The organism is Actinacidiphila sp. bgisy160, from assembly GCF_057707815.1.
Genome location: NZ_JBYIQW010000039.1, coordinates 20,570 through 40,264, shown reverse-complemented (window position 1 = coordinate 40,264; position 19,695 = coordinate 20,570). Strand labels below are relative to the sequence as shown.

The 19,695-nt window shown below is 74.2% G+C and carries 10 protein-coding genes and 1 pseudogene; 5 read left to right on the top strand and 6 right to left on the bottom strand.

All coding sequences use genetic code 11. The annotated features are described in order from the left end of the window. Nucleotides 1-48 precede the first annotated feature (48 nt). Nucleotides 49-2,688: a Pls/PosA family non-ribosomal peptide synthetase gene (locus AC3EUJ_RS26215; RefSeq protein WP_431965437.1), complete on the bottom strand. Its 2,640-nt coding sequence runs from the start codon at nucleotides 2,686-2,688 to the stop codon at nucleotides 49-51. A gap of 317 nt (nucleotides 2,689-3,005) precedes the next feature. Between AC3EUJ_RS26215 and AC3EUJ_RS26210 the strand changes: the two genes are divergently transcribed. Continuing rightward, complete coding sequence (locus AC3EUJ_RS26210; protein ID WP_431965435.1) at nucleotides 3,006-4,853, top strand: Na+/H+ antiporter NhaA; 1,848 nt, start codon at nucleotides 3,006-3,008, stop codon at nucleotides 4,851-4,853. A 267-nt stretch (nucleotides 4,854-5,120) separates the two neighbouring features. Here the strand turns inward: AC3EUJ_RS26210 and AC3EUJ_RS26205 are convergent, their stop codons facing one another. After that, nucleotides 5,121-5,429, bottom strand: a complete 309-nt coding sequence (locus AC3EUJ_RS26205) for a hypothetical protein (protein ID WP_431965433.1) — start codon at nucleotides 5,427-5,429, stop codon at nucleotides 5,121-5,123. A 167-nt stretch (nucleotides 5,430-5,596) separates the two neighbouring features. Between AC3EUJ_RS26205 and AC3EUJ_RS26200 the strand changes: the two genes are divergently transcribed. Both AC3EUJ_RS26200 and AC3EUJ_RS26195 read left to right on the top strand, forming a co-directional pair. Further along, nucleotides 5,597-6,262, top strand: coding sequence for a response regulator (locus AC3EUJ_RS26200; protein WP_431965431.1), 666 nt, complete (start codon nucleotides 5,597-5,599; stop codon nucleotides 6,260-6,262). Further along, complete coding sequence (locus tag AC3EUJ_RS26195; RefSeq protein ID WP_431965429.1) at nucleotides 6,259-7,359, top strand: sensor histidine kinase; 1,101 nt, start codon at nucleotides 6,259-6,261, stop codon at nucleotides 7,357-7,359. Before AC3EUJ_RS26200 ends, AC3EUJ_RS26195 begins: the two co-directional genes overlap by 4 nt. A 171-nt stretch (nucleotides 7,360-7,530) precedes the next feature. Here the strand turns inward: AC3EUJ_RS26195 and AC3EUJ_RS26190 are convergent, their stop codons facing one another. Continuing rightward, a complete protein-coding gene (locus AC3EUJ_RS26190; RefSeq protein ID WP_431965427.1) occupies nucleotides 7,531-9,624 on the bottom strand; it encodes a SpoIIE family protein phosphatase in 2,094 nt (697 codons plus the stop codon). A gap of 123 nt (nucleotides 9,625-9,747) precedes the next feature. Next, nucleotides 9,748-12,195 carry an ATP-binding SpoIIE family protein phosphatase gene (locus tag AC3EUJ_RS26185; protein ID WP_431965425.1) on the bottom strand — a complete coding sequence of 816 codons (2,448 nt, stop codon included), beginning with the start codon at nucleotides 12,193-12,195 and terminating at the stop codon, nucleotides 9,748-9,750. Between the two features lie 273 nt (nucleotides 12,196-12,468). Here AC3EUJ_RS26185 and AC3EUJ_RS26180 point away from each other — a divergent pair, with 273 nt between their 5' ends. Then, nucleotides 12,469-13,371: a hypothetical protein gene (locus AC3EUJ_RS26180; RefSeq protein WP_431965423.1), complete on the top strand. Its 903-nt coding sequence runs from the start codon at nucleotides 12,469-12,471 to the stop codon at nucleotides 13,369-13,371. Nucleotides 13,372-13,377: 6 nt separating this feature from the next. Here AC3EUJ_RS26180 and AC3EUJ_RS26175 read toward each other — a convergent pair whose 3' ends face one another. Both AC3EUJ_RS26175 and AC3EUJ_RS26170 read right to left on the bottom strand, forming a co-directional pair. Next, nucleotides 13,378-14,631, bottom strand: a complete 1,254-nt coding sequence (locus AC3EUJ_RS26175; RefSeq protein ID WP_431965422.1) for a PucR family transcriptional regulator — start codon at nucleotides 14,629-14,631, stop codon at nucleotides 13,378-13,380. A gap of 34 nt (nucleotides 14,632-14,665) precedes the next feature. Beyond that, a pseudogene (locus tag AC3EUJ_RS26170) lies at nucleotides 14,666-14,851 on the bottom strand (AzlD domain-containing protein); the annotation flags it as partial. Between the two features lie 126 nt (nucleotides 14,852-14,977). On the opposite strand from AC3EUJ_RS26170, the gene AC3EUJ_RS26165 reads away from it, so the two are divergent. After that, nucleotides 14,978-19,687, top strand: coding sequence for an ATP-dependent helicase (locus AC3EUJ_RS26165; protein ID WP_431965421.1), 4,710 nt, complete (start codon nucleotides 14,978-14,980; stop codon nucleotides 19,685-19,687). Nucleotides 19,688-19,695 lie beyond the last annotated feature (8 nt).

The following is a 19,695-nucleotide window of genomic DNA, read 5'->3' as shown; positions in this document are numbered from 1 at the left end:
GCCACCGCAGTGCCCGGAGGGTCACGGAGCGCGGCGCGGCGCCGCCGCTCAGCCGGTCCGGGCGGTGGCCGCGGCGTCGCGGTGCGCCGGGGGCACCGGCAGTTCGTCCGGCATCTCCCGGGCGGGGTTTCCTGCCCAGCGGGCGCCAGGCGGCATCTCCTCGCCCTTCATCAGGAAGGAGTCGGGCGCGAGGACCGCCTCGTCGCCCATCGTCACGCCGTAGTGGACGAGGGCGCCGACGCCGACGGTGCAGCCGGCCCCGAGGGCGCTGTGATCGGACTTGAAGGTGCCGTCCTCCTGGGAGTGGCACTGGATCCGGCTGCCTTCGTTGAGGACGCACTCGTCCCCGATGCTGACCAGGGAGCGCTCCGGGAAGTAGCAGCCGTCGTCGAAGACCCGTCGGCCGACCCGGACGCCCATCCAACGCCAGACGACGCTTTTGAAGGGTGTGCCGTTGAAGACCATGATCGCCTCGCTCACGCTCGTGACCTTCCAGTACCGCTCGTGCCGCCAGAAGGGACGTTCGTAGATCGAGCAGTACAGCGGCCGCAGCCCCCGGAAGCCGGTGGCGACGCGTTCGGACAGCACCATGTCGGCGACGGTGAAGACGAGCGTGAGGAGGTTGGCGAGGGCGATCACCGACACCCCGAGCGCGTCGTACAGGTCCGCGGCCACCGACACCACCAGGGCCACCCAGAAGAAGAAGACCCACCGCGCGAGCAGGTGCAGCGCCATGGTGAAGACGTTGTGCTTGTTCTTCGCCGCCAGGCGGCGGCGGAAAATCTCGCCGTCCTTGAGGTGGTCGAACTTGCTGTCCCGCAGGACGGACCTCGGGATCTCGAAGCTGGGCGAGCCCAGCAGGCCGACGTCCTCCCGTACCTTCCCGTCCACCGGGACCATGACCTTGGTCGCCAGCAGGCAGTTGTCCCCCGTCCTGCCCTGCGACGGGTAGGCGACGTAGTTGCCGACGAAGTTGTGCGCCCCGATGGTGACCCGCGAGACGCAGAAGGACGAGCTGGAGAAGTCGGCGTTGATGATCGACAGCCCGTCGGCCACCATCGTGCCCCGGCCGACGGCACTGAGGAACGGGTTGTCCTGCTTCATGATCGTGCCGAAGTTCGACCCGGTCTGCTCCACGCGGGAGAGCCGGTAGCCCAGGCCGCCGAGGTAGTGGACGATGGCCGAGCTGTCGCCGAACAGGGTCTTGAAGAAACGCCGGTTGCTCAGGAAGCCGATGGTCCGGTGCATGCCGTACCGGAAGCCGAACAGGGGGTAGACCGTGTCCGGCCGGACGGCGAGGTTCAGCACGCGCGGGACCGTCACCGTGAACAGCAGGCCGAGCACCACGGCGCCGAAGAACAGGGCGATCGAGGTGACCAGGGCGTCGGCGTAGAAGTCCCAGGCCGTCAGCGCGGTGGGACCCGGCTCCACGAGCGAGGCGAACTGCGGCACGGCGGCGAACAGCAGCACCGAGCCGGCGACGGCCAGCGGCACGTGGACGAGGACCGCTCCCAGCAACTGCGAGAGGGAGTAGCCCGCCCTCCGCGCGGCGCCGCAGCGGGCCGGGCCGACGGCCCGGTAGTCGACGTCGGCCGGCTGGGCCGGGGATCCGTGCCAGTGCTCACCGTCGGGCACGCGCTGTCCGGCGTGCAGCGAGGAGGCGTGCCCGAGCTGGGTACCGTCGCCCATGGCCGTGTCGATGTCGATCACCGTCACCTCGCCGACGAGCACATCCTTGCCGAGCGTGACGGGGCCGGTCCGGATCACCCCGGATTCGGCGCGGTAGCAGGAGAAGAACACGTCCTTGCGGATCACCGTGTCGTCGCCGACGGTGAGCAGGTCGGTGCAGACCGGCACGCGCCGTGACAGGACGGTGACCCGGCGCCCGATCCTCGCGCCGAGGGCCCGCAGGTACAGCGTGTACAGCGGCGACCCGTGGAAGAACACCAGCGGATCCGACCGGATGAGCGTCTTGACGCACCAGAAGCGCAGGTAGTCCATGCTCCAGATGCGGATCTGCCGGGGCCGCCACCGGCCGACGAGCACCCATTTGGCGACGATGGGCAGCACGCAGACCGCGGCGAAGGCCACGCCGCCGAAGGCGATCGCCCGCAGGTAGGTGTCGACCAGGCCCGAGGCCCCGGCGATCCAGTCCACACCCTTGGTGAGGACGAGCGCGGCCCCGAAGGAGTACGCCACGAAGAAGGCGAGCTGCAGCGTCGCGCACAGGACGTAGTGCGGGCGGCCGGACGGCGGCGCCATCACCGATCCCGGCACCGCGGCGCGCGAGGCGCCGTCGCCGTTCTGCCTCTGCGCGCCTGCCGCGGACGAGGCGCGTACGGAGCCGGGAGCGGCCGCCGGGGAAGGGGCGGAGGCGGCCGGTGCGGCCTCCTCGAGGGCGGCCGCCAGGCTGCGGATCGTGGGGTGCCGGTAGATCTCCTTCATCGACACCGACGGCGCGTCCGGCCGTTTCCTCAGCCGTGCGCAGAAGTGCGCCATCACCAGCGAGTCGGCGCCCAGGTCGTCGAAGAAGTGGCTGTCGACGCATACCTGCTCGGTGTGCACGACGCCGGCCAGGGTCTCCGCCAGAATCCTTGTCGTGCCGGTCCCAGGACCGGCACGATCACCCCCGGTGGTTGAGGCTTCATCCTGTTCGCACCGACGGACCTCGGCTGATTTGTCCATCATGTAATCCCTGAGGGTTCACGACCGTCCACGTCCCAGCGGCCCGCTGCCACAAGGTCGTGGGCGCTTGTCCGGCCGTACGGGAAGAAGTCGTCTCCTTGCAGTCTCGAACGTCCGGCGCCGAGGCGCCAACCGCCGGGCCCGCGACGGCCGGAGCGGTCGCCGTGCGTAGGCGGGCGGGCTCCACGCGGCGCCCCCGCAGTCGCCCGACGGGCCCGTACGCCGTGCGACGGGCCGCCGGGGCGGGCTCGTGCCACGATGTGCGGGTGAGTGGGTTCTCGTCACTGCGAGCAGCGGAGCAGACCCCGCGCCATCTCGGCGTGACCACTCCGCGTCTGCGTTTCCTGCGCACCGAGACCGCGGGCGCCGGTTTCCTGCTGGCGGCCACGATCATCGCCCTTGCCTGGGCCAACCTGGCGCCGGGGAGCTATGAGTCGGTGTGGCACACCCATCTGTCGCTCACTCTGGGCTCGCGGGGCGTCTCCCTCGACCTGCGGGAGTGGATCAACAGCGGGCTGATGACGCTGTTCTTCTTCATCGTCGGCCTGGAGGCCCGCCGGGAGTTCGACCTCGGCGAGTTCCGCGAACGGACCCGGATCACCCTGCCGACGACGGCCGGGCTGGCCGGGATGCTCGTGCCGCTCGCCCTCTACCTCGTCTTCACCCACGGCACCCCCGACGCACGCGGCTGGGGCACGGTCATCTCCACCGACACCGCGTTCGCCCTCGGGCTGTACGCCCTGCTGGGCCGCAGACTCCCCGCGGCCACCAGGGCGTTCATCCTGACCGCGGCCGTCGTCGACGACTTCATCGCGCTCAGCGTCATCGCGTTCGCCTACACCAGCGGCATCTCCTGGCCCGAACTGTTCGTCGCCATCGGCCTCTTCGCCGTCGGGCTCGCGGCGTCCAATTCCATCGTGCGGACCTGCGGCGAGTTCCGCGGCGCCGCCTTCGCGCTGACCGGCGTGGCCGTCTGGTTCGCCCTGCTCGGCTCGGGGGTGGACCCCGTCGTCACCGGGCTGGCGCTCGGTCTGATGGCCTGCGACCACCCGGCGCGCGGCGCCGACCTGCGCCGGGCCAGCACGCTCTACCTGCGGTTCAGGGAGCAACCCACACCCGCGCTGGAACGCGACGCCCGGCGGGGCCTGGCGCTGTCGGTGTCGCTCAACTCCCGGCTGCAGGAGTTGTTCCACCCCTGGAGCAGCTATCTGATCGTCCCCGCCTTCGCCCTGGCGAACGCAGGCATCACCCTCGACGCACGACAGTTGACGGCCGCGTTCACCTCCCCTGTCGCCCTCGGCATCCTCGTCGCCTACGTGCTGGGTAAACCCCTCGGCATCGTGGGCGCCTCGGCGCTGACCACGCGGCTCAGCCGCGGCCGGCTGCGCCCGCCGGTCGGCTGGGGGGCGGTGACGGCCGGGGGCACCATCTCCGGCATCGGCTTCACCATTGCCCTGCTCATCGCCGACCGCGCGTTCCAGGGCGGGCGGCTGGCCGAGGCGAAGGTCGGCATCCTCGCCGCGGTGCTCGTCTCCTTCCTGCTCACCTGGTGTGTGACGCTCGTCCTGTCCCGGCTGCCCCGGACGATGCGCCGGCGGGCGCTGCTCGGCAAGGCGCAGCAGCTGGAGGACCTGGCCGTCCCCGTGGACCCGGAACGCGACCACATCCGCGGCCCGCACGACGCCCTGGTCACCGTGGTCGAGTACGGCGACTTCGAGTGCCCCTACTGCGGCGAGGCGGAGCCCGTCATCCGCGACCTGCTCGCGGACTTCGGCGACGTCCGGTACGTGTGGCGCCATCTGCCGCTCGCCGACGTGCACCCCCACGCCGTCCAGGCCGCCCGCGCCGCGGAGGCCGCGGCCGAGCAGGACCGCTTCTGGGAGATGCACGACCAGATCTTCGCCCACCCGCAGGCGCTCGACATCCGCGGACTGGAACGGCTGGCCGCGGCGATCGGGCTCGACATGGAGCGCTTCCGGCACGACCTGGAGACCCGCGCCGTCGCGGTCCGGGTCGCCGAGGACGCCGAATCCGCCGACCTGAGCAATGTGTCGGGAACGCCGACCTTCTTCATCAACGGCCGCCGCCACTACCGTGCGTTTGACATCGAAACCCTGTCGGCGGCCGTTCGCGTCGCCCTGGAACACGCCAAGGCCGCCCACTACTGACGCCCTCCGGGCGGCCGGATCCGGGTCGGCGTCCCCGCTACCGGTTGGCCCGCATCCGGGCGCGGCACCGCCTGGACGTAGGCGGACCGCTCGTCGTCGTGGCCCAGGGCCGCGAGCACGTCGGCAGCGGTCTCCGCCTCGTCCCCGCCGCCCACAAGCCCTCCCGCACGCGCAGACGGCACTCGTCCCGCGCCGTCCGCGCCGTCCGCGCCTCGAGGACGGCCCCCACCATCGGCGGAACGTGCTCCGCCCGGCGACGTCGGTTGATCAGCCGGGTGGGCAGGATGAGGAGACCCGTACGGCCAGGCGCCGCAGCACGGCGCGGCGGCCGACGAGGACGACGAGGGCGACGCCGGTGTTGCCCAGGGTCGGGAAGGCCGTCCGGCCATGCTGGGCGACCGGCGAGGGGCGGCCGCGGGACGTCTCCATCGCCCGGCCCACCGGCCCGCCCCCGGGAGGCCGGGGCACCGCGGGACCGCGGGCGAGGTGGAGGGCGACCCGGCGCCCCGCAGAAGGGCCGGGCGGCGCCACCGCGCCCGCCGCTGCGGGCGGCGCGGCCGGTGCTACGTTGGTCATTGCTCCAGCGTTGTGCCCGCGGCGCCCCATCCGGCAGTCGTCCGGAACCGCATCCGCCTCCTGACCCGCGCACCCCCGTCACCTGGCCGGACGCGGCCCGGGTCCCTGCCGGACGGCCCGCGGCGTGATAGGAATCGGGCAGGGGTCCGGTGGCGAGTGGAGCACACGTGATCCGGGTATTGGTGGTCGACGACGAGGCCCTGATCCGTACGGGCTTCCAGCGCATCCTCGACACGGCGGACGACATCGAGGTCGTGGGTGCGGTGCCCGGCGGGCAGGCGATCCGTACGGCGAAGGAGACCCAGCCGGACGTCGTCCTGCTGGACATCCGGATGCCGGACGTGGACGGACTCACCGTCCTGGCCGGGCTCCGGCGGCTGCCACAGCCTCCGGTGGTGGCGATGCTGACGACCTTCGACATGGACGAGTACGTGACCACCGCGCTCCGCTCGGGCGCGGCCGGTTTCCTGCTGAAGGACACCGACCCCGAGGAACTGCCCTTTCTGGTGCGGGCCCTGGCCGAGGGCGGCGCCGTGCTGTCGTCCAAGGTCACCCGGACGGTCGTGGACGGGTACCTGGGCGCGGGCCCGCAGGAGTCGGCGACCCGCGGCGTGGCACGGCTGACCGATCGCGAGCGCGCCGTGCTGCTCCTGGTGGCCGAGGGCCTGTCGAACGCGGACATCGCCGGGCGGATGCACCTGGGGACGGGCACGGTGAAGGACCATGTGAGCGCCATCCTGACCAAACTGCAGGTGGGCAGCCGGGTGCAGGCCGCGCTGCTCGCGGAGCGCGCGGGGCTGCTCAGGCGACCGCAGGACGGTGAGGGCGGATGAGGTTCAGGCGTCCGTCGCCCGTGGTGGTGGACCTCGCCGTCGTCGCGGTCGCGCTGTTCGACATCTGGGTCAACGTCGACCCTTGGGAGCCGGTGCGGCTCGGCTGCGCCCTCGGCGGCGCCGTCGCCCTGATGCTGCGCCGGCGCCTGCCTCTGGTCACCTTCGTGCTGGCGCTGCCGGCGGTGCTGGTGTCGGACGCGGCCTTCGCCACGCTGGCCGCGCTCTACACCCTCGCCTCGCTCTCTCGGCGCCGCTGGCTGCTGGCGGGGGGCGCGCTGGCCTTCACGATCGCGGACATGGCGCCGTGGCCCGCTCCGAAGTTCGACCTGTCCGAGCCCTCGAACCTGATCACCCTGAGCTACACGGCGGCGACGGCCGCCGCCCCGGTCTTCCTCGGGCAGCTCGTGCAGGCCCGGCGGGACCTGTCGCTGCGGCTCACCGAGATCTCCAAGGCCCGCGACCACGAGCGGCTGCTGACCGCGCAGACCGTGCTGGCCAAGGAACGCGCCCAGCTCGCCCGGGAGATGCACGACGTGGTCTCCCATCAGGTCAGCCTGATCGCCGTGCGGGCCGGCGCGCTGCAGGTCGGCACGCAGGACGCCGAGGTCAAGGAGGCCGCGGCGACGATCCGGCGGCTGAGCGTGCAGACACTGGACGAGCTGCGGCACATGGTGAGCGTGCTGCGCGCGGCCGGCGGCAGGCCCACCGAGCTCACCCCGCAGCCCTCCCTGGCGGACCTGGAACGGCTGGTCAGCGGCAGCGGCATCGAGGCCGAGCTGCAGCCGGAGCTGCCGGACGGGCTGCCGCCGACGGTGCAGCGCGCGGTCTACCGCACCGTCCAGGAGGCGCTGACCAACGTGCGCAAGCACGCGCCCGGGGCCTCGGCGCGGGTCCGGATCCGCCACCAGGGCGGCACCGTCCGGGTCACGGTCACCAACACCGCCCCCACCCGGCCCGCGCTCCCCCTGCCCAGCGCCCATTACGGCCTGGTGGGCCTGCGGCAGCGCGCCGCGCTGCTCGGCGGCACCGTCACCTCGGGCCCGACGGCCGACGGCGGCTACGAGCTCAGGCTGGAACTGCCCGCCGCCGGAACCTGAAACGGCGTCGCCCGGCCCCGCAACGCGGCCGCCGCGCTCCGTCGCCCCGGAGGGTGCGTCAGACAAACCGGGTCCGTTCGCTTGAGGGGGCGGCGGGCCGCGGTGGCGTCAGGGGCTTCGAGGGTGCCGGAGGCCGTGGAAGCGGCGGAACGCCGCGAGGGGCGGCCGAAGTCAGCCCGGTGGCGGCGCGGGGAGGGCCTGCTCGGTCCAGATCGTCTTGCCGTCCTCCGCATAACGCGTGCCCCACATTTCGGCGAGCTGGGCGATGATGAACAGCCCGCGGCCGCCCTCGTCCACGGTGCGCGCGTGCAGCAGGTGCGGGGCGGCGGGGCTGGCGTCCCGGACCTCGCAGGTCAGCATCCGGTCGTGGATCAGGCGCAGCCGCATCGGAGGGCTCCCGTAGCGGATGGCGTTGGTGACGAGCTCGCTGACGATCAGCTCGGTGTTGAAGGCGGTGTCCTCGTCCGCTCCCCACATGGCGAGCCGGTCGCGGACCAGGGCCCGCGCGGTGGCGACCGCCGTGAGGTCCTCCCCGAGCGGCCAGGCGGCGACGCGGTCGGCGGGGAAGGGGCGCGTGCGGGCCAGCAGGAGCATGGGCACACCCCGGTCGACGCCCGCGGGAAGCGTGTACATGATCTCGTCGCACAGGTCCTGGAGCGGACGGCCCCGCCCCGGCGGGCGGCCCTTGAGCAGGGTGGAGCCGCCCGCCAGGTGCAGGGACAGCACAGGCGAGCTGGTGAAGGCCAGGACGCTGCCCTCCGGGATGTCGAGCTCGGCGGCAGCGAACGGCGTCCCCCCTGCGGTGCCCAGCCGCGGCCCGTCCGGGATGTCCGGGATCTGAGCGCTGCCGTCCGGCCGTACGATCACCGGCGCCAGATGACCGGCGCGGGCCATCGTGCATCTGCCGGTCAGCGGGTCGTAGACGGCGTAGAGGCAGGCGGCGGTCAGCGCCTCCCGGTGCAACGGGTCGGCGGGCGGCAAGGAGGCCCGCTCGGCGGCGAGGTGGGTCGTGATGTCGTTGAGCCGGGCCAGCAGTTCGTCGGGCCCCAGGTCGAACGCGCTCAGCGAGCGGATGACGGTGCGCAACTGGCCCATGCCGGCGGTGGCGTGGATGCCCTGTCCGGCGACGTCCCCGACGACGAGGGCGGTACGGGCGCTGGACAACGGGATCGTGTCGTACCAGGACCCCGCGGCGATCTCTTTGGCCGTCGACAGGTAGGCCGTCTCCAGCGCGGTGTGCGAGACGGGGCGACGGGGCAGCAGGTGCCGCTGCACCGTGGCGGCGATGCTGTGCTCCCGGGTGTAGCGACGGGCGTTGTCGATGCACAGGGCGGTGTGGTCGGCCAGTTGCAGCGCGATCTCGACGTCGTCCTCGGTGAAGGGCTCCAGCCGTTCCGCGCGGTAGAGGCTGATCAGCCCCAGCACCGTCCCGCGCAGCGCCAGGGGCACCGTGAGCAGCGTCCGCACCCCAGAGGCACGGATCGCCCGGGCGCGGGCGGGGTCGGTGGCCAGCCAGGGCAGTCCGGCGTGCAGCCGCAGGACACGCGGACGCAGGTCGGACAGGGCCTGCGTGTACGGGGTCGGGTCGGGCAGGCTCCGCACGTCGCCCACCGGGTACGCCTGGGGCTGCCCGGGGCCTGCGCTGCTGCCGAAGGCGGCCCGCCTCAGCGGGGTGCCCCGGGGCAGCGGCGACAGTGGCGGGTCGTCGCCGCGGACCACGTCGTCGACGACCTCCACCACGACGGCGTCGGCGAAGGCGGGCACCAGGGCGCCGACGAGCTCCTCGCAGGTCACCACCACGTCCAGGGTGCGCCCCACGCGATCGCGCACCGTGTTGAGGACGCGCAGCCGGGCACGCCCCTTCTCCCGCTCGGTCACGTCCACCACGGCGAGCGCGACGCCGAGGACCGTGCCGTCCGGATCCTCCAGACGGAAGACGGAGACCGAGTAGGAGTGCTCCGCGCCGTTCCCGGAGATCGGACGTGTCCGCACGACGTCCTCGATCAGGGGCACTCCGGTCTCCAGCACCCGGCGCACGCGCTCCTCCACGTCGTCGGGCGAGACAACGGGATAGGCGTCGCGGAAGTACCGCCCGAGGAGGTCCTCCGCCCGCACCCCGCGCATGGCGGGGGTGCCCATGTTGACGCGGACGACGCGCAGCTCCGGGTCGAGGACGTGCAGTCCGACCGGCGACTGGGTGAAAAGGGCACGCAGGATCGCCGCCTCCGCGTCGCCCAGGGAAGGGAGCGGGCCGTCGTGCGCCACTGGAACCACCTCCGTCGGCGTACGCGCGGTGCGCCGCGCGGCACCACCTACAATCGTGCTCCCAGGTTTAGTGCGAACCACCCGAACCGGCGACCCGGGCGGCCCGGACGCTTGACGCGAACCTCAGGACTCGGAGAGCGGCTGCTCCGCCCAGATGGTCTTCCCGCCCGCGGTGTACCGGCTGCCCCAGCGGCTGGAGAGCTGGGCGACGAGGAACAGTCCGCGGCCGCCCTCGTCGGACAGCCGGGCGCGGCGCAGCCGGGGCTGGGTCTGGCTCGGGTCGGACACCTCACAGACCAGGGTGTCGTCACGGATCAGGCGCAGTCCGACCGGGGCGCCGCCGTAGCGGATCGCGTTGGTGACCAGCTCACTGGTGATGAGTTCGGTCGTGAACGCCAGGTGCTTGAGGTCCCACAGCTGCAGCTGGCTCTCCACCGCGGTCCTGGCCCGCACCACGACGGCGGGATCGGCGGGGAACTCCCAGGTGGCGACGGATCCGGGCGGCAGGGGGCGCAAGCGGGCCACGAGCAGCGTGACGTCGTCGCCGGGCGGCTCGGCGAGGAGTTCCTCGAGGATCGCCCGGCCGGTCCGGGCGGGGCTGCGCGTTCCGGTGGGGTCCGCCGCCAGCACCGAGCACAACCGGTCCAGCCGCTCCCGCGCGGAGCCGTCGGGGTGGGAGATGAGCGGTTCGTTGAAGAACGCGAGCACGCTGCCAGGGGGGACCTCGAAGCCGACCGGTTCGAAGGGCAGGCTGTCCACGCCCAGCGCCGGACCGGGCTTGAGGCCGATCACCTCGGCGCGGGCGCCCGGCGCGGCGTACACCGGCGGCGGATGCCCGGCGCTCGCCATCTCGCAGCGGCCCTCGACGGGGTCGTAGACGCAGTACAGGCAGGTGGCGCCGACCGCGCTGCCGCGCGCGGTTCCGTTCTCCTCCTCACCGGGCGGCGGGGCGACGTCGCCGAGCCTGACGACGAGGTCGTCCAGATGGGCCAGGAGTTCGCCGGGCGGCAGGTCGAGGTCGGCCAGGGTCTGCACCGCCGTGCGCAGCCTCCCCATGGTGGCCGCCGCGTTCAGGCCGTGGCCGGTGACGTCTCCGCTGACCAGCGCCAGCCGGCTGGAGGACAGCGGGATCACGTCGAACCAGGCGCCGCCGACGGCCTCGGTCGTGCTCGCCGGCACATAGCTGCCGGCGGTCAGCACCCCGCTGGTCTCGGTGATCGACGGCGGGAGCAGGCTGCGCTGCAGCGCCTCGACGGTGCGGTGCTCGCGCGTGTAACGGCGGGCGTTGTCCAGACCCAGGGAGGCCCGCGAGGCCAGTTCCTCGGCGAGGTCGGCGTCGCCGAGGCCGTAGGGCGGGAGGGCGGCGGTCCGCCACATCACCAGGACGCCGAGCACCAGGCCGCGCGCGATCAGCGGCACGCTCAGGAAGGAGGTGGCCGCGTCGGGCAGCAGCAGCCGGCTGCGTTCCAGGTCCCCGGCCAGGCCCTCGCGCCAGGAGGTCAGATCCGCCCTGTAGACGGCCGCGCCGCGGCGCAGGTGGTCACTCTCCAGGCTGCGCAGGCGGAAGCCGGCGCCCCGGGGGTGGATCTCGGGGGGCCACGAACCGTCGGAGGAGGCCACCGCGACCCGGCGGAAGGGGGCGCCGAGCCGGAACTCGCCCGGCTCCTGGCCGATCAGCACGGTGTGGGTCAGGTCGACGGCGGCCAGGTCGGCGAAGCGGTGGGAGACGAGCACGTCCACGAGTTCCTGGGCCACCCTGGCGACGTCCAGACTGCGGCCGATGCGCTCGGCGGCGGCGTGCATCAGCTCCATGCGCTGGCGGGCGGCGTGCTCCTGGGTGACGTCGGTGAAGATGACGGCGACCCCGACGGGGCGGTCGTTCGCGCCGTGCAGCCGGAAGGCGGAGAAGGAGGCCAGCCGCTTCACGTCCGGCGCCTCCCGGCGCCGGGCGCTGTGCACCCAGTCGACGAGCGGCTCCCCGGTCTCGGCCACGCGCTCGAGCTGCTCGCGCAGGGTCTCCGCGTCCTTGGGCAGGAGGACGTCCTCCAGGCCCCAGCGCGCGGGATCGACATGGAGGTCGTCGAGCGTCGCGGACAGGCCGAGGGCGCCGGGGAAGACGTTGAGCCGGGTGGTCTGCAGCGCCATGTCGTGGATCGCCAGGCCCACGTGCCGCTGCTGGAAGAGGGCCCTGAGCAGCGCCTCGTCCTCCTTGCGGCGTTCCGCCACCGCGCGGGGTGTGGCCGTCACGACCAGGCCGCCGGCCGGCCCGCAGGCCGCGGCCACCGACTGCACCCGCAGTCGCACCGGGACCGCGGTGCCGTCGGTGTGCCGCAGTTCGGCATCGCCCTCGGCGTCGGCGGCACCGGCCGCGGGAAGGTGGCGTGCCCACGCGTCAGGGGTCGTCAGGAGTTCGGCGACCGGACGTCCGCACACCGCCCCGGGGGGCCGACCGGTCAGCTCGCGGACCGAGCCGGTGCACATGAGGACGTCGCCGTGCCCGTCGATGACGAACAGGGCGCAGCGGCCGTCATGCGGCGAGCCGAGGTTGTCCGGCTCGGTGTGTGTAGTCACCCGGTCGTCCGATGTCGTGGTTCCCCCTCCCATTCAAACCCTTGGGAGCCCGCGCGCGCATCGCCACCGGGCTCGGCCGGGCGGTACCGCCACCCGCGATGGATCGTCCACGACGCCCCTCCCCCGCGTTTTCCGGCACATTGAGTCCGGGGCGCGCCGGGCCGTCAACTTTCGTCGGCCTGTGACCCGTACTGGGGGGCGCGTGGTCGCACGCCCGGGTGCTCCCTACGCACTTCTGTGTGCAGAGCGCTTACGGAGGCCTACTGTGCGCACATGCCAGCAACCCCGCTAGAACGCGCCGAGCATTTCGTGTGGCTGACCGCACGCGTGCTCGAGCAGCGCAGGTTCGCGTACCACTTCCGGAACGGCCCCGCGGACGCGGTGGAGACCGCGCTGTCCGCCTACCGCAACGGCGACGACGGATTCGGTCACGCCCTGGAGCCCGATCTGCGCGGCACGGTCAGCCAGCCGCTGCACGCGGCCCACGCGCTGCGCGTGCTCGACGAGATCGGCAGGTGCGGCGGCCAGCGCGCCGAGCGCATCTGCCGCTATGTGACGGCCGTGTCGACCCCGGAGGGCGCGCTGCCCGCGCTCCACCCCTCGCTGCGCGGCTTCCCGGTCGCGCCCTGGCTGCCGCTGGTGGACGACCCTCCGGGCGACCTGCTGGCCACCGCGCCCGTGGTGGGCACGTTGCACCGAAACGAGGTGTGGCACGCCTGGCTGTTCCGGGCCACGGACTTCTGCTGGGCGGCGATCGAGACGCTGGACAAGACCCACCCCGGCGAGGCCGTGGCCGCGATGGCGTTCCTGGACCACGCGCCCGACCGCGCGCGGGCCCGGGCGGCGGCGGCGCGGCTGGGACGGATCGTGCGCGAGCAGCGGCTCGTCGTGCTGGACCCGGGGCGGCACCCGGAGCCCGCGCTGCCGTCCGGCTCCCCCGACGGTGAGCACCGTTTCGCCTACGACTACGCCCGCACGCCGGACTCCCCGGCGCGTGAGTGGTTCACGGACGCGGAGATGGACCGCGCGCTGGACTTCCTGGCGGCCGCCCAGCAGGACGACGGCGGCTGGCCCGCGCGCCGGCCCGCGTGGGCGCCCGGCACGCTGCTGGAATGGCGGCCCCTGGTCACCCTCGACGCGCTGCTCATCCTGCGGGCGTACGGACGCCTGGTCTGAGCCGGCTCACCCGGCGGCGTCGCGCAGCAGCAGCGCGGCCAGTGCCAGGGCCGTGCCGTGCGGCGCGGCGAGGTCGAGCCCGGTGAGTTCGCAGATCCGGGCGAGCCGGTTGTCGACGGTGTTGGGGTGCAGCCCCAACTGCCGTGCGGTGCTGCGGCGTTCCTGCCGGCTGCCGAGGTAGGTCCGCAGCGTCTCGACCAGGTCCTGGCGGCCCGCGATCGGTTCGAGCAGGGCCGCTATCCGGTCGCTGCTCTCGTCGCGCCGTGACAGGTGGTACTCCAGCAGCACGTCGTCGAGCCGGTGCAGCCCCGGCGGCAGCCCGCCCGCGCGCGCCACCCGCAGCACCTCCGACGCCGTGCGGGCGGCGGCGGGGATGTCTGCGGGGCCGGCGGCCGTGACGACGGCCAGGCGCAGGCCCGCGGAGCAGACGCGGCGCAGCGGGACGAGCAGCGCGTCGTCGCCGCCCGGCAGAGCCGGGTGCCCGGGGACGACGGCGTGGCCCCCGGTGTCGTCGAGCAGGGCCGGCACCTCGGTGCCGAAAGCACGGTCGAGCGCCGCCTGGGCGCGGCGCGGTCTGCGGTGCGCGCCCGCCGGGTGGCGGCCGGCGGCGTCCTCGGGCGGGAAGTGGAGGGCGAGCACCAGGCCGCCGTCCGTCAGGCCCAGCCGCTCGGCGGGGACACGTTCCGGCGGGAGCGAGCCGTCCAGCAGCGCACGCAGCAGGACGCGGCGCTCCGCACGGCGTTCGGCCGCGAGCGTGCTCTGCTCGTCCAGGTACGTCTCGGAGACGGCACCGACGATGTCCTCCTGGATGCCGATGAGGACGTCGGCGAGTTCGGCGAGCGCGGCTTCCTCACCCGGCCGGGCCACCTCGCGCAGCGCCCGCCACAGCACGGTGGTGCCGCGCAGATGGCCGCGCAGCACCAGGTGCAGGGGCAGCCCTTCCTCGGCGCGCTGGGCGGCGCGTTCCCTGAAGCGGTCGAGGTCGCCCCGCTCCGGCCGTTCGGCGGGAGTGCCGTGGACGACCCGGCGCAGGAAGAGCCGCAGGCCGTGGCGTGCGGTGGCGGCCAGCTCCCCGTCCTTCACGTCGGCGGGCAGCTCGGCGCAACCGGGGAGGTCGGCGCAACCGGGGAGGTCGGCGAAGGCGCGGACGGTCATGGAGCGGGCGATCTCGTTCACCTTGTGCTCGCAGCGCGCCGCGAGGGCGCGGGCCGCGTCGGAGAGGACCGGCAGGGAGTCGACGGCCATAATCCCACCCCTCACTCGCGCATCCTTTGTGACCGGTCACACTAACCCGTCATCCGGTGACGGTCCGCGGCGCTCCGGTCACCACCACCGCCACGGTGACGGCCACCAGGAAGGGGGCGCGGCAGCAGGAGGGCGACGCCGGCCGCCGCCGGACCCGCGGCACGCGCGTCGAGCACGAGCCCGCGGCCGTCCCGAAGGTCTGCGGAGCGGTGAAGGCCGCCAGCAGGGGCGCTGGGCGGCAGCGCGGCCGGCCGCCGTCTGCGCCCGCACCCGCCCCGCTCCCGGCCGCCTCCGCCCGGTAAGGGCGCTGCGCTCACGGAGTGCGGGCGGTTTGTCAGTGCGGCGAGGCAGGATGGATGGCATGTCGCGACGGAGCACCGGGGGCACCCCGCAGGAGCAGGATCCCGCGGGGGCCCTCCACGCGTTCGCCCCCGCCACTCGCGCGTGGTTCACGGGGGCCTTTCACGCGCCCACAGCCGCCCAGGCGGGGGCGTGGCGCGCGATCGCCGGCGGGTCCGACGTACTCGTGGTGGCCCCCACCGGCTCCGGGAAGACGCTCGCCGCGTTCCTGGCCGCCCTCGACCGGCTGGCCTCGGCGCCGCCGCCCGCCGACGCCAAGCGCCGGTGCCGCGTGCTGTACGTGTCGCCGCTGAAGGCACTCGCCGTCGACGTGGAGCGCAATCTGCGCAGTCCGCTGACCGGACTGCGGCACGAGTCCGTGCGGCTCGGCCTGCCGGAGCCGGAGGTGCGGGTGGGCATCCGGTCGGGCGACACCCCGGCCGCCGAGCGGCGCGCGCTCGCGACCCGCCCGCCGGACATCCTGATCACGACCCCCGAGTCGCTGTTCCTGATGCTGACCTCCTCGACCCGGGAGTCACTGCGCGGCGTCGAGACGGTGATCCTGGACGAGGTGCACGCCGTCGCCGGGACGAAGCGCGGCGCCCACCTGGCGCTGTCGCTGGAGCGGCTGGACGAGCTGCTGGAGCGCCCCGCGCGCCGCATCGGCCTGTCGGCGACGGTTCGCCCGGTGGACGAGGTGGCGCGCTTCCTGTCGCCGCAGCGCAAGGTGACGGTCGTCCAGCCCCCGTCGCAGAAGGAGTTCGACCTCTCGGTGGTCGTCCCCGTCGAGGACCTGGGCGAGCTGGGCGGCTCCCCGGCCACCGAGGGCGACGACCCGCGGCCCTCGATCTGGCCGCACGTCGAGGAGCGCATCGCCGACCTGGTGCAGGACCACCGCTCCACGATCGTCTTCGCCAACTCGCGCCGTCTGGCCGAGCGGCTGTGCAACCGGCTCAACGAGATCGCCTACGAGCGGGCCATGGGCGAGCCCCTGCCCGAGGGCGCACCGCCCGCGGAGATCATGGCGCAGTCCGGTGCGGCGCACGGGGCACCGCCGCTGCTGGCCAGGGCGCACCACGGCTCGGTCTCCAAGGAGCAGCGCGCCCAGGTGGAGGAGGACCTCAAGGCGGGGCGGCTGCCGGCCGTCGTCGCCACCTCCAGCCTGGAGCTGGGCATCGACATGGGCGCGGTGGACCTGGTCGTCCAGGTGGAGTCGCCGCCCTCGGTGGCCTCCGGACTGCAGCGCGTGGGCCGGGCCGGGCACCAGGTGGGGGCGGTGTCGACCGGCGTGGTCTTCCCCAAGTACCGCGGCGATCTGGTGCAGTCGGCGGTCGTCACCGAGCGCATGCGGGAAGGCGCGATCGAGGCGCTGCGCATCCCGGCCAACCCCCTGGACGTCCTGGCGCAGCAACTGGTCGCGATGACGGCGCTCGACACCTGGGACATCGACGATCTGCTGGCCGTGGTGCGCCGGGCCGCGCCCTTCGCGGCGCTGCCGCACTCGGCGTTCGCCGCGGTGCTGGACATGCTGGCCGGGCGCTACCCGTCGGACGCCTTCGCGGAGTTGCGGCCGCGCGTGGTGTGGGACCGGGTGGCGAACACCGTGGCGGGCCGGCCCGGCGCGCAGCGCCTGGCGGTGACCTCGGGCGGCACGATCCCCGACCGCGGCCTGTTCGGGGTCTTCCTGGCCGGCGCCGACCCGAAGAAGGGCGGCGGCCGGGTCGGCGAGCTGGACGAGGAGATGGTCTACGAGTCCCGGGTGGGCGATGTCTTCACCCTGGGCACGACCTCGTGGCGGATCGAGGACATCACCCGCGACCGGGTGCTGGTCTCCCCCGCGCCGGGGGTGCCCGGGCGGCTGCCGTTCTGGAAGGGGGACCAGCTCGGCCGCCCGCTCGAACTCGGCCGTGCGCTCGGCGCCTTCCTGCGCGAGGTCGCCGCCCTGGATCCGGAGAAGGGCCGGGCCCGGCTGGCCGCCGCGGGCCTGGACCCGTGGGCGGTCGACAATGTGCTGGCCTACCTGGAGGAGCAGCGAAAGGCCTGCGGCCATGTGCCCGACGACCGCACCATCGTGGTGGAGCGCTTCCGGGACGAGCTGGGCGACTGGCGGGTGGTCGTCCACTCCCCCTTCGGCGCCCAGGTGCACGCCCCGTGGGCGCTCGCGCTGGGCGCCCGGCTCGGTGAGCGGTACGGCTTCGACGCGCAGGTGATGCACGCCGACGACGGCATCGTGCTGCGCCTGCCGGACGCGGACCTGATGGGCCTGGACCTGCTCGACGTGGACCCGGCGCGGCAGGGCACCGAGTACGACGCCGACCAGTCCCCGGTCGGCGCCGCGGACGTCGCCTTCGACAAGGGCGAGGTCGAGCAGCTCGTCACCGACCAGGTCGGCGGTTCCGCGCTGTTCGCGTCCCGGTTCCGGGAGTGCGCAGCCCGCGCGCTGCTGCTGCCGCGCCGCGACCCGGGCAGGCGCACGCCGCTGTGGCAGCAGCGCCAGCGGGCCGCCCAGCTGCTCCAGGTGGCGTCGGAGTTCGGTTCGTTCCCGATCGTGCTGGAGGCCGTCCGCGAGTGCCTGCAGGACGTCTTCGACGTCCCCGGGCTGGTCGAGCTCATGGGCGACATCGAGTCCCGCAAGGTGCGGCTGGTCGAGGTGACGACGCCCGAGCCGTCCCCGTTCGCCAAGTCGCTGCTCTTCGGCTACGTGGCGCAGTTCCTCTACGAGGGCGACTCGCCGCTGGCCGAGCGGCGCGCCGCGGCGCTCTCGCTGGACTCCCGGCTGCTGGCGGAGCTCCTGGGCCAGGCCGAGCTGCGCGAGCTGCTCGACGCCGACGTGATGGTGGAGCTGGAGCGCGAGCTGCAGTGGCTCACCGAGGACCGGCGGATCAGGAGCCCCGAGGGGGTCGCCGACGTGCTGCGGGTGCTGGGCCCGCTGGACGACGCCGAGCTGGCCGCGCGTGGTGCCGAGCCGGGCTGGGCGGCCGCCCTGGAGGGCGCGCGCCGGGCGATCAGGGTGCGTGTCGCGGGCACGGACCGCTGGGCCGCCGTGGAGGACGCCGGGCGGCTGCGGGACGCGCTCGGCACCGCGCTGCCGGTCGGTGTGCCGGAGGCCTTCACCGAGCCCGTCAAGGACCCGCTGGCCGATCTGCTGGCCCGCTACGCCCGTACCCACGGGCCGTTCACCTCGGCCGAGGCCGCCCAGCGCTTCGGCCTGGGCACCGCCGTCGCCGACGGCACCCTGCACCGCCTCGCCGCGTCCGGCCGGGTCGTGCAGGGCGAGTTCCGGCCCGGCGGCGCGGGCCACGAGTGGTGCGACGCCGGTGTGCTGCGCAGGCTGCGGCGGCGCTCGCTGGCGGCCCTGCGGCACGAACTGGAGCCCGTGCCGCCGGCCACGCTGGCCACCTTCCTGCCGCAGTGGCAGCACGTGGGCACGCACAGCCTGCGCGGCCTGGACGGCCTGGTGCGGGCCGTCGAGCAACTCCAGGGCGCCGCGGTCCCCGCCTCGGCCCTGGAGAAGCTGGTCCTGCCCGCCCGCGTGGCGGACTACACCCCCGCGATGCTGGACGAGCTGACGTCGGCGGGCGAGATCGTGTGGGCGGGGGCCGGTGCCCTGCAGGGCAAGGACGGCTGGGTGTCGCTGTATCCCGCCGACACCGCGCCCCTGTTGCTGCCGCAGCCGCAGCCCCTGGAGCTCTCCCCGGTGCACCGCGCGGTCCTGGATGCGCTCTCGGGCGGCTACGGGCTGTTCTTCCGGCAGGTCTCCGAGCAGGTCCGCGCCGCCGGGCACGAGGTGTCCGATCCGGAACTGGCCGAGGTGGTCTGGGAGCTGGCCTGGTCGGGCCGGCTGACCAACGACACGCTCGCGCCGCTGCGCGCGCTGCTCGGCTCCGGCCGTACGGCGGGCTCCACCGCGCACCGGGCGCCGCGCGCGGTGCCCCGCGGCCGCTACGGCGCCTTCACGGCCCGTACCGGCCGGCCCGCGCCCCGGGTGACGGCGTCGCGGGGCGGGCCGCCGACGACCGCGGGCCGCTGGTCCCTCGTGCCGGCGGCGGAGCCCGACGCGACGCACCGGGCGCACGCCCTCACCCACACCCTGCTGGACCGGCACGGTGTGGTCACCCGGGGCGCGGTGGCCGCCGAGGGCGTGGAGGGCGGCTTCTCGGCCGCGTACCGGGTGCTGTCGGCCTTCGAGGAGACCGGCCAGGCGCGCCGCGGATACGTCGTGGAGGGGCTGGGCGCGGCGCAGTTCGCCATGGACGGTGCCGTGGACCGCCTGCGGGCCATCAGCAACGCGCGGGACCGAGAGGACACCCGGCACGAAAAGACCCGCACCGTGGTGCTGGCCGCGGCCGACCCGGCCAACGCCTACGGCGCCGCCCTGCCGTGGCCGGAGCAGCCCGCCGGGGTGACCCATCGGCCGGGGCGCAAGGCGGGGGCCCTGGTCGTCCTGGTCGACGGCGAGCTCACGCTGTACGTGGAGCGCGGCGGCAAGACGCTGCTGGCCTGGCCCGGCGCCTCCGGAGCGGAGGGCGACGGCCGCGAAGGCGACGGCGCGGACGAGGAGCGGTTGCAGGCGGCCGCCGACGCGCTCGCCCTGGCCGTACGGGACGGCGCGCTCGGCCGGCTGACGGTGGAGCGCACCAACGGCGAGTCCGCGCTCACCTCGGTGCTCGGCCGCACCCTGGAGGCGGCCGGTTTCCACGCGACGCCCCGCGGCCTGCGGCTGCGGGCCTGAACAGGAAC